14 protein-coding genes are annotated in these 13,608 nt (G+C 37.2%); 9 read left to right on the top strand and 5 right to left on the bottom strand.

Annotated features, from left to right (window positions below):
• Positions 1 to 357: 357 nt before the first annotated feature.
• The gene (locus tag ACP6PM_RS36260) at positions 358 to 510 is read left to right on the top strand and encodes a hypothetical protein (RefSeq protein WP_426591734.1); all 153 of its coding nucleotides are present in this window, start codon (positions 358 to 360) and stop codon (positions 508 to 510) included.
• A 74-nt stretch (positions 511 to 584) separates the two neighbouring features.
• Here the strand turns inward: ACP6PM_RS36260 and panB are convergent, their stop codons facing one another.
• The 3 genes from panB to ACP6PM_RS36245 form a co-directional block, all read right to left on the bottom strand.
• Positions 585 to 1,373 (bottom strand): 3-methyl-2-oxobutanoate hydroxymethyltransferase, encoded by a 789-nt coding sequence (gene panB, locus ACP6PM_RS36255; protein ID WP_426591733.1) that lies wholly within the window; start codon positions 1,371 to 1,373, stop codon positions 585 to 587.
• A 608-nt stretch (positions 1,374 to 1,981) separates the two neighbouring features.
• A complete protein-coding gene (locus ACP6PM_RS36250) occupies positions 1,982 to 2,740 on the bottom strand; it encodes a DUF4336 domain-containing protein (RefSeq protein WP_426591732.1) in 759 nt (252 codons plus the stop codon).
• 32 nt (positions 2,741 to 2,772) lie between these two features.
• A complete protein-coding gene (locus tag ACP6PM_RS36245; protein ID WP_426591731.1) occupies positions 2,773 to 2,979 on the bottom strand; it encodes a glycogen debranching protein in 207 nt (68 codons plus the stop codon).
• Between the two features lie 453 nt (positions 2,980 to 3,432).
• Here ACP6PM_RS36245 and ACP6PM_RS36240 point away from each other — a divergent pair, with 453 nt between their 5' ends.
• The 4 genes from ACP6PM_RS36240 (at position 3,433) to ACP6PM_RS36225 (ending at position 4,589) form a co-directional block, all read left to right on the top strand.
• On the top strand, positions 3,433 to 3,612 hold the full coding sequence (locus ACP6PM_RS36240) for a helix-turn-helix domain-containing protein (protein WP_426591730.1): 180 nt from the start codon (positions 3,433 to 3,435) through the stop codon (positions 3,610 to 3,612).
• Between the two features lie 292 nt (positions 3,613 to 3,904).
• On the top strand, positions 3,905 to 4,045 hold the full coding sequence (locus tag ACP6PM_RS36235) for a hypothetical protein (RefSeq protein ID WP_426591729.1): 141 nt from the start codon (positions 3,905 to 3,907) through the stop codon (positions 4,043 to 4,045).
• Complete coding sequence (locus ACP6PM_RS36230) at positions 4,038 to 4,208, top strand: transposase (RefSeq protein ID WP_426591728.1); 171 nt, start codon at positions 4,038 to 4,040, stop codon at positions 4,206 to 4,208. Before ACP6PM_RS36235 ends, ACP6PM_RS36230 begins: the two co-directional genes overlap by 8 nt.
• Positions 4,209 to 4,241: 33 nt before the next feature.
• Entirely contained in the window at positions 4,242 to 4,589 is a 348-nt protein-coding gene (locus tag ACP6PM_RS36225; RefSeq protein WP_426591727.1) for a zinc ribbon domain-containing protein, read from the top strand.
• Between the two features lie 22 nt (positions 4,590 to 4,611).
• Here the strand turns inward: ACP6PM_RS36225 and ACP6PM_RS36220 are convergent, their stop codons facing one another.
• Positions 4,612 to 5,133, bottom strand: a complete 522-nt coding sequence (locus ACP6PM_RS36220) for a GNAT family N-acetyltransferase (RefSeq protein WP_426591726.1) — start codon at positions 5,131 to 5,133, stop codon at positions 4,612 to 4,614.
• 32 nt (positions 5,134 to 5,165) lie between these two features.
• Entirely contained in the window at positions 5,166 to 6,320 is a 1,155-nt protein-coding gene (locus tag ACP6PM_RS36215; protein WP_426591724.1) for an RNA polymerase sigma factor, RpoD/SigA family, read from the bottom strand.
• 516 nt (positions 6,321 to 6,836) lie between these two features.
• On the opposite strand from ACP6PM_RS36215, the gene ACP6PM_RS36210 reads away from it, so the two are divergent.
• The 4 genes from ACP6PM_RS36210 to ACP6PM_RS36195 all read left to right on the top strand — a co-directional run bounded on the left by ACP6PM_RS36210 (position 6,837) and on the right by ACP6PM_RS36195 (position 12,856).
• Complete coding sequence (locus ACP6PM_RS36210; RefSeq protein ID WP_426591723.1) at positions 6,837 to 7,031, top strand: hypothetical protein; 195 nt, start codon at positions 6,837 to 6,839, stop codon at positions 7,029 to 7,031.
• Positions 7,032 to 8,082: 1,051 nt separating this feature from the next.
• Positions 8,083 to 9,507 carry an alanine/glycine:cation symporter family protein gene (locus tag ACP6PM_RS36205; protein WP_426591721.1) on the top strand — a complete coding sequence of 475 codons (1,425 nt, stop codon included), beginning with the start codon at positions 8,083 to 8,085 and terminating at the stop codon, positions 9,505 to 9,507.
• Between the two features lie 498 nt (positions 9,508 to 10,005).
• Positions 10,006 to 10,251, top strand: a complete 246-nt coding sequence (locus tag ACP6PM_RS36200; RefSeq protein ID WP_426591720.1) for a hypothetical protein — start codon at positions 10,006 to 10,008, stop codon at positions 10,249 to 10,251.
• Between the two features lie 1,096 nt (positions 10,252 to 11,347).
• The gene (locus tag ACP6PM_RS36195; RefSeq protein WP_426591719.1) at positions 11,348 to 12,856 is read left to right on the top strand and encodes an alanine/glycine:cation symporter family protein; all 1,509 of its coding nucleotides are present in this window, start codon (positions 11,348 to 11,350) and stop codon (positions 12,854 to 12,856) included.
• The last annotated feature ends 752 nt before the right edge of the window (positions 12,857 to 13,608 follow it).

Genomic DNA, 13,608 nt, shown 5'->3' with positions numbered 1-13,608 from the left:
TACGTCTTCCGGTGAAACCCGCCCCGCTTTGGTGGTGCATCATATCCCCAGGGGGCGGAAAGAGTTATAGAGCTTAGAAACTGTTTGAGAAGTGCTGCATGGAACCGATGAATCCTAAAAACCTAACCCCCCTGCCCCCCTTCCCTACGAGGGAATGGGGGTTTCAAAGCCTCTCTCCTCGTAGGAGAGAGGTTTGGAGAGAGGTTTTTATGAGTTTACAAACAGTTTCTTATAAATCACAAGGGTTTTGCCAGAGTGATAGAAGAGAGGTAATGTTAACCTTTTTCAGCTTTCCGGTTTAGTAGGATAAAAACATGAATTAGAAATTTATAGAGTTAAATTCGGGAATTATCAAATATGGAAACATACGCATATAATCAAATTGCTGTAACTTGGGAAACATCTCACAACATTGAACAACCAGAATGTTCCCCATGCGATCGCATTATGGAATTTTTACGTTTAGGATGGAAAATGATGTTTACACCAGAATTATTAGAAGTTTGTTAGAATTTCCCAAACAGATCGATGCTGAGATGAAATCTACTGTTAAACTTCTGACTTCTGACTTCTGACTTCCATTATCAAGATGGTGGTTGAGGAAATTTTCTTTCCTTAACTTCCAAACTATATTCCTTAACTGCTTGAGTAATACTCTCTCGCAAGTTAACATAAGATTTAGCAAAGGGTGGCTGCCAATCAGAAATTCCTAAAACATCATTAATCACTAATACCTGACCATCACAATAGACACCTGCACCAATACCAATAGTAGGAATAGAAACTTTTTCTGTAATCTCTTTGGCTAAATCTACTCCAATATGTTCTAGGATAATAGCAAAAGCACCAGCTTGTTCCAAAGCTACAGCTTCTGCTAAAATACGGGCACTAGCATCAGGAGTTTTGCCTTGTTGGCGATAACCTCCAAATTGATGCACAGACTGGGGAGTTAGACCAATATGACCCATAACAGGAATACCCACTGATGTTAATTTATTTACAGTTTGAGCGATCGCTTCATTGCCGCCTTCTAACTTTACAGCTTGAGCGCCTGTTTCTTTGAGTATTCTCCCTGCGGAATGTATGGCTTGTTGGGGACTTTCCTGATAAGTTAAAAATGGTAAATCTACCACTATCAAAGCTTGCTTCACACCTCGTCGCACTGCTTTAGCATGATGAATCATTTCATCAAGGGTGACAGGTAAAGTTGTTTCATAACCTAAAGTTACCATTCCCAGAGAATCTCCTACTAGGATTAAATCTACTCCAGCATTGTCTACAATTTGAGCGATCGTATAATCATAAGCTGTCAGAGCTACTATTGGGCGACCTTTTTGTTTCCATTGAATTAATTGTCTAGTTGTAATTGCCATTTTTAGTTAAGTTAACCGCTTTGCGGAAGTCAAAAGTCAAAAGTCAAAAGTTGAAGCAGCACTCAGCACTCAGCAAACCTCTTGCCTCCTGCGGAGGAGCTGCGCTAACAGAGGAGCTGCCTCTTGCGGAGGAGCTGCCTCTTGCAGAGGAGCTGCCTCTTGCAGAGGAGCTGCCTCTTGCAGAGGAGCTTCGCTAACGCTAACGCTAACAGCAATCAGCTTTTCACGGTGTATAATGGGGGGATTAAAACCCCCAAAAAAGGGCACCACTAATTTTTCAAACTCTTGTGGAGGACTTAAACCCTCCGATTTTTAGCTGATAGCTAAATGCTGAAAGCTAATAGCTAGTTAAAAGTTAAAAGTAAATTTTTCATCTCGAATTCAGACAAGGTGGTAGTGCATTGTAATTATTTTTGTTAAGACAATAGTGGGAGCATCTTGCTCCCGTACTAGGCATTGGTTGTTTCTATCTACCATTAAGGAAGCAGAATTAGTCAAACAAAATACTTATAGCTAGTCAATCAAAAATTTTATAGTATCTAATTTTATAGTATCTAATTTATCTATATAATTATGTCTAGCTTTTTCTAATAATTTATTTTTAGAATCTAGCCTTTTCCTAGCCAAGCAAAAGCTCTGATTAATTCTGCATTACCATTTTCTTCATAGCATTTTCCGTGGGATAAAATAATTTTTTTAGCTTCCCATTTTAACATTTTTTCTAAACAAGCACGCCCTTGATTTTTTCTTCCCCAAAATGTTGTTCGTAAATCCAGTGGTACTTTACCATTTGGAGCAGCACAACCAGCTAACTTTATCAATAAATGAAAATTTTTACTAACTTTATTAAGCTCAAAATTTTCAATTAAATCTGCCAGAATAACTGTATAACTTTTGCGGTGAAAAAAAACAACTTCATCCATAAACCTACTACCTCGAAAAACTAATTGATCAATCTCCTCCGACCAGTCAATTGGTGCTTCATCATCAAGAAAAGCATGAAAAGTCACTTCAATTTTTTGTTGTGCTGCACGTTCTACAACTCCTGGAGATCCCCATGCAATAGCTTCTGGATAAGCTTTTGCCCAACTGCCAATATGAGCATAATGGATTTTGTTTGGTGAAATTAAGTGACGAACTAAACCCAAAGCATCAATTCTTTCTTTTAATTCTGGGACTAACTCTATGGGAGAATGACACCATAACTCATTATTGTTCAATCGTACAATAGTCATGCGTGTAGGAAATGGAATATGTATTCCATACATTGCCATTCTGACAATAGGGCCATCAACAATCCAAATATCTTCATCAATAGCTTTGGGAATATTGAGTGGTTCGTATAGCTCAATCATGTTTTGGCTCATAGGAAAGAAAGCACCGATCGAAATTTGAACTTTTAATTCAATTTTAAGGCACTTACAGGCACTTCATCCCAAGACTCAACAATTCGCAGTGTAGCTTTCCATCCTTGTTCCTTTTGAGTATCAGTTAAATTATTTTCAAAAGATTCATGGCATTCTTGGGCTTGCTGTTTGTCACAACAGGCAATACAAGAGTAGATAATACCATTGGGATCTATCTGTTCATTTACCCAAATAATCATAGTTAATAACCTCACGATATATTTTAGGACTTACGCAAAAAAACCCAGTTGGTAGGATAAATCCTTAGTTTGAATGATCGACATCTATAAAAAAACTGGGTTTATGAGTTCCCGTTTGGGCCGTGGTGCTTTGTAATTATTTTGGTTATGGTATAGGCTGTAGGAGCATCTTACTCCTGTACTAGGAGTTGTAGTCCCAATATACCATTAGGATGCAGGATTACCGATCCGTGTCAGTGCTGTATTTAAAATCTGTTTCTACATATTCACCTATTTTGTTAACAATAGTCAAGTTAAATAGATTTAGCTTATCGACGGGAGAGCTACGCCTTTTACTCAGGTCAGCGTCGGTATGAGAGTCGGTTCAAGTGAGGGGTTCGATGCCCCGAAAGTTGACAAACTATTTTTTATTTGCTACTATAGTTTATGGGAAATTAAATTCACTCTAAAATATTGCGGGTCATCAAAGCCAGATTAGATCCAAATACAAAACAAAAACAATTGCTAGAGCAAAGCTTTGGTAATTGTCGTTGGCTATGGAATTACTGTCTAAACTTGATGAACGAAACATACAAAGACACTGGTAAAGGTTTGTCAGGTTATGAAGTGAAAAAAACTCATACCTGGCCTTAAAAAAGAGCATGAATGGTTAAAGCTAACTTATTCTCAATGCCTACAACAAGTCTGTTTAAATCTAGGTGTTGCTTTTAACAATTTCTTTGAGAAACAAGCTAAATACCCCTGGTTTAAAGCAAAACACAGTAGGCAATCTATTCAATACCCTCAAAATGTTACTGCTTTTAAAAACAGCTTAAAACTTCCAAAAATAGGAGAAGTTAAGGCTATTATTCATAGACTTATTGAGGGTAAAATCAAAACCGTTACTGTATCTAAAAACTGCTGCAATCAACATTTTGCTTCTGTATTGTTTGAGGTTCCACAAGAAAAACCAGAGTTAACCACAGAAGATAAAGCGGTGAGTGTTGATGTAGGATTGACTCCTAGCATTGCTATTACCAGTGACGGCTCTAAATATGATAACCCAAAATTCTTAAAACTTGCATGAACGGAAATTAAAACGGAAGCAACAGCAATTATCCAGAAAGCAAAAAGGCTCTAACAACCCCAACAAAGCCAGAAAAAAAGTTGCTAGAGTCCATCTTAAGATAACTAACTGTCGTAAAGATTTTTTAGACAAGCCATCGCGTAGGATAGTTGACGAAAACTAAGTCATAGTAACTGAAAATCTTAACGTAAAAGGAATGATGCAAAACCATTGTCTGGCTAAAGCAATAGGACAAGTTGGATGGGAAATGTTTATGACTATGCTTAAGTATAAAGCAGAAAATGAAGGCAAGGTTTATCAAGAAGTAGACAGGTTCTTTCCCAGTTCCAAGACTTGTCATGTTTGCTTAAATCAAGTTGAAAGCCTACCTCTTGATGTTAGGCAATGGACTTGCGAAAACTGCCAAACAACACACGACAGAGATGTTAACGCTGCAATTAACCTCAGAGATGAGGGACTACGAATTTTGACCTGTGAGAGGCGGGATCAAGCCTATCGCCCAGAGGCATTCTGTTGGATAGGAAGCCCGTGCTGTATGCGATAGCATCAGCGTCGGGACAATTCACCTATAATTGCTGTCCAGATGCTAAACTGCTCAGAGAATTATCAGTAACACGACATATACGCCACTCATCTAAAATTGACGCACCAATATGTTGATAAAATTCGATCGCCGGTTCATTCCAATCTAAAACACTCCACTCCAAACGCCCACAGTTTCGGGATACTGCCAACTCTGCTACATAACTTACCAGTCGTTTCCCTATACCCCGCCCCCTATACTCAGGTAACACAAATAAATCTTCTATATAAATTCCGGGTTGGGTCAGAAAAGTTGAATAGTTATGAAAGAATAAAGAAAAACCAACAGGTTGGCCTGCCAATTCGGCAATAATAGCTTCAGCAATAGGACGATAATTAGACCCATCGCTACCAGGTTCTCCAAATAAATGAGCTTCTAAGGAAGCAAGATTACCTGTAACAGCATGAGATAATTTTTCATACTCAGCTAGGGCCTTAATTAACTCAAACAGCACAGGTACATCTGCTGGCGTGGCAGCACGCAGGTTTAGTTCATCCAGGGACATAATTTAACTACTATTATCTTAAATTTATTTGATCAAAAACGATTTAACCATCCTTTTAAACGTTCAGCCACTTGGGGGCGACGTAACTTTCGCATTGCTTTGGCTTGAATTTGCCGTACTCGTTCCCGGGAAAGATTAATCATCCGACTAACTTCATCTAAAGTATGAGGTTCTCCTGTGATTAAACCATAGCGAAGAGTAATGACATCTTGCTCGCGATCGCTTAACACATGATTTAATACCTCCAAGATATCCTGGCGCATCATCATATCATTCATTTGAGCTTCGGGAGTACTATTTTCATTATCTTCTAAGAAGTCTAACAGTTCAGTATTTTCGTCAGTACCCAAACGATGATTGAGAGAGAGAGTTTTCCGACGAATTTGCTGGAGGTTACGCAGTTGTGGGAGAGAAATTTCTAGCTCTTGAGCAATTTCTGTGTCACTGGGAAGACGGTTTAAATTGCGTCTTAGGTCGCGGTAAACTCGTTTAAGTTTGTTAATCTGTTCAACTACGTGAACTGGTAGACGAATAGTACGTCCTTGATTAGCAATGGTGCGTGTTATTCCTTGACGAATCCACCAATAGGCGTAAGTAGAAAATTTATAACCCTTCTCTGGATCAAATTTTTCTGTGGCACGATTTAGTCCTAATGCTCCTTCTTGAATCAAGTCTAGAAAAGGTACTCCTCGATTTAGATAACGCTTTGCAATAGAAACTACTAGACGGAGGTTGGAGCTAATCATTCGACGTTTGGCAGCCCGACATTGATGTAGGCGATGCTCTAGTTGTACTTCTGTCAAACCTGCGGCTGCTGCTACTTCATCTTTTGTAGGCAGTCGCCCTAAGTCATTTGCCAATTTCTCTGGCAGTTGTTCAAATATGACTAATTCTTGGATTTGCCTGGCTAATTCTATTTCTTCTTTTTGACTCAGAAGAGGATAACGAGACATTTGCTTAAATAATGATCCCACTGCATCATCTATATCTTGTTGATTTTCTGGTACTGGGATAGTTACAGCTGATATATTCATACTAGAATTCTCCTGATTTTGACCTTCTTCATGTAGGGATTCGGCAATCATCAAACTCATTTGTTGCATTTGATCTGCCATCTCTGATTCATTAGCGGGGTCTGGTAATTGGATTTGATGCTTACCTGAATTCTCTGCAAGTAGAATTTTCATAGTTTTTTTTTCTATTATATAGTTTGCCAACTGTAAATGGTTGATGAGCTACAATGCCAGTGTGATTTTATACCAGAATTCCTCAATTATTACTTAACAATTTAACTTAATATCAATAAAACACCTGGTTAAAGACTTAATGTTACCATATTTTACAATTTATGTCAATAAATAACTAACAATGATCGCAATCTTGAATTACATTTGATTCCCTGAAGATTTATATGCGAACATTTACATAACTATATAATTACTTAATAATTAATTAACATTTAGTTATTTGTTAAAATATAAATAACAGTATCTATTTCAAAGCTTTAATCCCCAATTAGCTGTATTAATCAATACAAATTACATAGTTTTTTCGTAAAGTTTTTTCTTTATTGAATATAATTAAAAGAACTATAATTATGGAAAATTGTAACAAAGTTAACCGCTTTATGCTCCTATTGATGCTGTATAAATTACAGTAAACTTTGGAAATAGAAGTGGATATGAATACAATTATATTATAACATGATTATAAATACCTATATTTTACCTCTGATACCAATTTTTCATCAAGCCGATCGAGAGAAGCGAGAATCGTTTGTGCAATTAATTCTCACAGGCGTGAATTTTTTTGTAGTCCTAAATATGTCAGGATATTGGTTGGTAAATTATCCCAAATTCAAAAAAGGTCGTTACAGTAAAAAAGGGAGTAGGGAATAGGAAATAGGAAATAGGGAAAAACCTTGCTCTTTATTGAATTTTCCTATATAGCCAAATCCTGGTCTTCCCCAACTACAAAAAAAAGTTAATATAGCATTATTTTGTGAAACTGGTATTACTTTTATTGTCCGCAGATGACCTGCATTCATCACTACTTTTTTTAGGGGGAAACCAGCAAAAGCTACAGGACTTACGCAGGGGCACTATATATAGAGTGCAAAAACTGTAGCACTATAGTTTTTAACACTACATACATGGTATCTGCGTAAGTCCTAAGCTAAAAATATTGAGAGCATAAACAGGAAGGTTGTGTCATATCAAATCCGGTAGCATCCTAATTATTCAAGCCTTAAGGAATAAGATTTGGTGTTGTAGGAGCTTTCAAGCTGTTTTCCCCTACTGTAATACCAAATTCATGCATAGATAGTTACAGTAAAATGATCGCAAAACTGTTAGTAATTTTGCGGCCGATGTAGGGGGGGGAAATCAAATTATCCCTTGATAAAAAAACAATTTATTATCATTTAAGAACTATTTTTGGTCAATTATGAAACACTTTTACTCTCAGACCAAATAAATAATATAAATTCTTACCTCCTGACTTCTGACTCCTGACTCCTGACTCCTAAGAACAAAGTCACGCTCTGCAATATTTTATGAAATTGGTCTCACGGGGTGACAATAACAGGAATTATATCGCGACAGATAGACGATAATGCTATAAAAAAAAATCAACTTTTTCCCAAGTTGATCAAGTAATTTCTCTCTAAAATTAACTTAATTGATGACCAGGTAATAAATTTTGCTTTTAAAGTATCTATTCATAATGGCTATGCCAATCAGAAATCATATCTACTCATTTGACTATTCCTTAAAAATCTAGAAGTTAATTCCCTTAAAATTGGTATATTTTATATGATTTGAGATTAATCATGCCCATTAGTGTGAGACACATCAGCTTGAAAAAAGTATTTAAAATTTACCTAAAAAACAATATTTAAGTGCTAAAATAAACTGATACTTGACTTTAAAATAGGAACGACTAAACTAAATGTTAGATTGGATTTCTGCTAATTTTTCTGATTTATTAAAAAATATAGATGCTATCATTTTTTATAGTATAGGAGGCGATCAAGGCATACCACTTATTGTACTTTGGCTAATTAGTGGTGGTCTCTTTTTTACTATCCGAATGCAGTTTATTAATCTTCGAGCCTTTAAACACGCTATTGATGTTATTTTGGGTAAATATGACGACCCCAATGACGAAGGGGAAGTTTCCCATTTTCAAGCTGTCGCTACTGCCCTATCTGGAACCGTAGGGCTAGGAAATATTGCCGGAGTTGCTATTGCTATTAGTTTAGGGGGACCAGGTGCAGCTTTTTGGATGACGATCGCAGGTTTCTTAGGCATGAGTACCAAGTTTATTGAGTGTACCTTAGCTCAAAAATATCGCATTTTTAACCCAGATGGTACGGTGGCTGGAGGACCGATGTATTACCTGTCAATAGGTTTAGGTGATTTGGGGCAAAAAAAATTAGGTCAAATTTTAGCAGGAATGTTTGCATTTTTCAATATTTTGGCAGTATTGGGTAGTTCGAGTATATTTCAGTCTAACCAGTCTCAAGTAGTTGTTGCTAATGTCCTACCATTTGTTGCCGAAAGAACCTGGATCTATGGATTGGTTCTAGTATTAATAGTGGGGTTGGTGATTATTGGAGGTATCCAACGTATTGCTGGAGTGGCTGCTGCTATCGTACCTGCAATGTGTGGCGTATACTTTTTCGCTGCTCTGTGGGTGATTTTGGCTAACTTGACGGCTATTCCTAATGCTCTAATCAGCATTATTCATGGTGCTTTTGTTCCCCAAGCTATGGCAGGTGGTTTGGTTGGGGCGCTAGTCCAGGGGTTCCGACGTGCTGCTTTTTCTAATGAAGCAGGGTTGGGTTTGGCCGCGATCGCTCATGCTACAGCGAAGACGGATGAACCTATTCGGGAAGGTATTGTAGCATTACTAGAACCATTTATTGATACTATAGTCATCTGTAATATGACTGCTTTAGTAGTTATTATTACTGGGGTTTATAATAATCCAGAATTTGCCAATCTTGGTGGTTCGGAATTGACTTTAGCTGCTTTTACTTCTGTTATTGGTTGGTTTCCTTCTGTTTTGACAGTTTGTATATTTTTGTTTGCCTTGTCTACCATGATTTCTAGTAGTTACTATGGTCAAGTTTGCTGGCAATATTTATTTGGAGATCGGAGTGTGATTATATATAAGGTATTGTTCTTAATAGGTGTCTTTGTGGGTACAGTTACTAATCCAGAAGCAGTAATTCAATTTGCTGACGCCCTGAAAATAACTCTCGCTTTTCCTAGTTTGCTCGGTACTTATTTCCTCTGTGGTAAAGTTGCAACAGACCTAGAAAATTATATGAAACGTTTACAAACGGGAGAAATGATTTCAGCAAATTAATCCTTTCGATAGGATTTAGATTTAATGTCACATCTGGTAGCATCAGTATAAAAAAGTTGCTTCTCCCTATTATCTCTGTATTTCTTCTCTCTTCCCAATGTTGATGACGAGCTAATCGTTTTTTGGCTTTTTTGTAGGCTTTGACGTTGGCAAATTTTGTTCGATCAGAACAGGTTGCTAAACTATTTATACTGATATTTATACCTATAGTATTTCGTTGTTTTGGATAATGGTCTATTTCCAATATCAAGTGTTATTAATTAGCCATAATAAATCAGCTACCTTTAGTCATCTTTAGATCGCTTCTGCTGTGATTCTAGAAATAATATGAAATACGTTAATGTTTGCTACCAAAGATTGATGGGGAGATTGGTAAGCAGCACAATTTTTTGTATTTCGTATAAATTTCTAGGCTGATGAAAAAGCTGCAAAACTTCAGACAATCATGAATCACCAAGGATTGAAATCCCTAGGCTTTTAGTTTAAGTCATCTTAAAGATGACTCTCGACAAAACTATAGAGATCGCTACACTTATACTTAGTCAACTGACAAATCTTTCTCTCAATACAGTCATTAAAATTTTAGGTTATCAAGTACCTGTGGATAACCAGAGTCTAAACTGTTTTTTCTCTGCTTTTAATATTGTACTGGAACGCGGAGATTATACTCAACCAAATAATACTATTCCTGCTCCTTCCATACCACCTCCAGATAATCGGCAACGACGACTAATTAACAATTGATTATATCTATTATATAAACCGTTTTCTGAAGATAAATAATAATATTTATCTTGAATAACGTTGTGAAAAATAAATTATCAAACATCATAGTTTGATTAAAATCAAAGCTCCTAACTTGATGGGTTAAACTTATTTTTTAATGAAAATAATTTTAGACCTAGCCGAGGGATAAATTAATAGTCGAATAGTACGATTATTTTTTTTGAAACAGCACAAAAAGACTTAAGCAATCTTGATTCTTTTTTGCGCTGTTTTTGTATTAGTATTGCCTCTTATATCATGTTCGTTTAATTAGTTATAAAAAACTTTCTTCTCTTATTCCTTCTTCTTCCCTCCTGAGGACTGACTCCTTCATCCTTATTCATAAGTATTCAACCGGACATCATATTCTTTGGATTTAGCTCCAAGGTAAGATAATTTTTGGCACAATCCTTTACCTAATACCAAATCCGGTTTAAAAAGACCAGTTTTCAGTAAACCGCAAAAACCCTGTAGAGACCTTGCATGCAAGGTCTCTACAGGGCGAGATATAACGGTTTTACCTATACCGGATTTGGTATAAAAGTCTTAAATGCACTAACTATTTCCAAAAATATTTACATCCGCAAATCAATATTCTTCGAGAGTATTAGGGTTAGATGAAGTTAATCTACTTTTACCTTATGAACAAGTTGCTAATGATTTTTTTGCTTTATACCATTTCTCAATAATAATGCTATATTTGATTGCCATCTCCCCATCTCGCCATCTCCCCATCTCCCCATCTCCCCATGACAAGGATATATAGCAATCCGCCCATTGGTTATGATAATTTTTATAATAGCTAATTTGAACTGAAAACCTGGAAAATTATGACTCCTGATGACTGACTCGGTCCTCCTAACTGGCACAAAAATATTACAACTTAAATAGGATTGCTATACTTAATCAAGTAGACAAGTATATTTTTTTCCCTACGTCCTTAAAAAGGTTAAATTAATTTTGCACAGGTACTTATCATAACAAAGTTTAATGCTTCCTTTACTATGCCTGAATATTTAGACTTTTATGGTATAAATGTTTAGTTAAGAAAAATGATTAGTAGGTAAAGTTCAAAATGAAAAGACGAATTTGGCTATATATTCTCCTGTTTATGTTAATACCAACTGTTGCTTTGGCAGCAGAACCAGAAACAGCAGATAGTTTTATCACAAGCATAGATCGAGCTTTTTCAAGTTTTGTAGATGTAATATTTAGCATCCTTTTCTTTAGTATCGGTGGTTTCCCTTTAATTGTTTTATGGCTGATTATTGGTGCAATTTTTTTCACTATTAGAATGCAATTTATCAATATTCGGGCTTTTAAACACGCTATTGATATCGTTAGAGGTAGATATGATGACCCTGAAGATCGAGGAGAAGTCTCACACTTTCAAGCTTTGGCTACAGCATTATCGGGAACTGTAGGATTAGGCAATATTGCAGGTGTGGCTGTAGCGGTTAGTGTTGGCGGACCTGGGGCTGCATTCTGGTTGACGATGGCTGGTTTTTTTGGGATGACCAGTAAATTTGTCGAATGTACCCTCGCTCAAAAATATCGCATTATTAAACCTGATGGTACTATTTCTGGTGGACCAATGCGCTACCTATCGGCAGGTTTAGCAGAAATGGGGCAGGGAAATTTAGGCAGAGTTATCGCTGTCCTATTCTCTGTATTGTGTATTTCTGCTGCTTTCGGTGGCGCTAATATGTTCCAAGCAAATCAGTCTTATGGTGCCGTTTCTACTGTATTACCAGGTTTACCTAGTTGGGTTTATGGTTTAGTACTAGTAGTTTTGGTCGGGTTGGTAATTCTTGGTGGTATTCAGCGTATTGGTATGGTGGCAGGTACTCTTGTCCCTGTGATGTGTCTGCTCTATGTTTTGGCTTCCCTATTTATTCTCCTGGCTAATATTACCGAAATTCCTGGGGCGATCGCTACTATTATTTCTGGTGCTTTTGCTCCTAAAGCAGTAGAGGGTGGAATTATTGGTGTGATTATTCAAGGGTTTCAACGTTCGGCTTTTTCTAATGAAGCTGGTGTGGGTTCGGCAGCGATCGCTCACTCTGCTGCTAGAACTGATGAACCTATTCGTGAAGGTTTAGTCGCCCTGTTAGAACCGTTTATTGACACTATTGTTGTCTGCAATATGACGGCTTTGGTGATTGTCATTACTAATGTATATAATGCTGAGGAGTTTGCTGCTTTGCGGGAAGCGAAGAAAGGAGCTGAGTTAACTTCTGCTGCTTTTGGTACTGTTGTGACATGGTTTCCTATTTTATTGGCGATCGCTGTTTTCTGTTTTGCGTTTTCCACGATGATTTCTTGGAGTTACTACGGCGAACGTTGTTGGGATTATTTGTCTGGTGGTAGAGGCTTAATTATTTACAAAATCTTGTTTTTGGTTGCTGCTTTTGTCGGTTCGGTATCTAACCCATCTTCTGTAATTAATTTTAGTGATGCTACTTTACTGTCAATGGCTTTTCCTAATATTTTGGGTGGCTATTTTTTGTGTGGTCAAGTAGCAAAGGATTTGCAAAATTATATGAGTCGTCTCAGAAAAGGAGAGATGATACCTGTTAATTGACTAAATAGTTCAGATTTTCATGACTAAATTTGCTGAAAAATCGGGGTTGCATATTATAGAATGATAATAAATTTTCAACTGTACATATATTAAGGAAAGAGCTATCCAAAAATATCTACTTTCGGATTTCGTCATTCCTGATTGTGCAACACCGAAAAATCAGCAAATTTTGGTTGATTCCTTATTCCCCTATCTCGCCAAATCTTTGACTTATGATATTTTGAAACAGCCATGCTGCTTAAGGGAGAGGCTTGAAATCCAATTTTTCCGCAAACTCTTCTGTTTATCTATAATTAACATCTCCGGAAAAGAGGGAACACTTAACTGGGAACAGGAAGAAAGAATAGATAATTTCTGGATGAGAATTGATTTGATTTTTAATTTTCACCAGATGTCTAATTGACATCCTCGCGACGTTGCGCCCCTGCAACAACGCGGGATTCCCTTTTCATCTCGCGCAGCGAAACATCGCTGATAGGGGCTTTCTGCTGCCTCTTGCAGACGAGCTGCGCTTTTCATGTCGCGTTTCATGTCGCGAAGCGAAAGCGAAAGCGAAATATGGTACTTGCCTCCAAGGTCGAGCTTCTTTCCGGTCTAAAGGCACGCTCCTAAAGACTTGCCAGCGCGGTCTTAGGGGTCTACCCCATGAGCGAGGGAATGGTGCTGACAGTGCTAGTCTAGCAGCCTTAATTTAAGTACTATAGCACACGCCTTGGGAAAACCTCATATATTGCGGTTTTCCCATCTCTGAG

Origin of the sequence: Dapis brunnea BLCC-M229 (assembly GCF_050015995.1) — a bacterium.
Classification (GTDB): domain Bacteria; phylum Cyanobacteriota; class Cyanobacteriia; order Cyanobacteriales; family Microcoleaceae; genus Trichodesmium.
This window is presented reverse-complemented; position numbering and strand designations above follow the sequence as displayed.

Excerpts from the sequence above, each read along its gene's own strand:
- ACP6PM_RS36200 (WP_426591720.1), top strand. The coding sequence starts at position 10,006 with ATGACTCTCGACAAAACTATAGAGATCGCTACACTTATACTTAGTCAA.
- ACP6PM_RS36210 (WP_426591723.1), top strand. The coding sequence starts at position 6,837 with ATGATTATAAATACCTATATTTTACCTCTGATACCAATTTTTCATCAA.
- ACP6PM_RS36245 (WP_426591731.1), bottom strand. The coding sequence starts at position 2,979 with ATGATTATTTGGGTAAATGAACAGATAGATCCCAATGGTATTATCTAC.
- ACP6PM_RS36250 (WP_426591732.1), bottom strand. The coding sequence starts at position 2,740 with ATGAGCCAAAACATGATTGAGCTATACGAACCACTCAATATTCCCAAA.
- ACP6PM_RS36225 (WP_426591727.1), top strand. The coding sequence starts at position 4,242 with ATGATGCAAAACCATTGTCTGGCTAAAGCAATAGGACAAGTTGGATGG.
- ACP6PM_RS36220 (WP_426591726.1), bottom strand. The coding sequence starts at position 5,133 with ATGTCCCTGGATGAACTAAACCTGCGTGCTGCCACGCCAGCAGATGTA.
- panB (WP_426591733.1), bottom strand. The coding sequence starts at position 1,373 with ATGGCAATTACAACTAGACAATTAATTCAATGGAAACAAAAAGGTCGC.
- ACP6PM_RS36260 (WP_426591734.1), top strand. The coding sequence starts at position 358 with ATGGAAACATACGCATATAATCAAATTGCTGTAACTTGGGAAACATCT.
- ACP6PM_RS36205 (WP_426591721.1), top strand. The coding sequence starts at position 8,083 with ATGTTAGATTGGATTTCTGCTAATTTTTCTGATTTATTAAAAAATATA.
- ACP6PM_RS36215 (WP_426591724.1), bottom strand. The coding sequence starts at position 6,320 with ATGAAAATTCTACTTGCAGAGAATTCAGGTAAGCATCAAATCCAATTA.
- ACP6PM_RS36195 (WP_426591719.1), top strand. The coding sequence starts at position 11,348 with ATGAAAAGACGAATTTGGCTATATATTCTCCTGTTTATGTTAATACCA.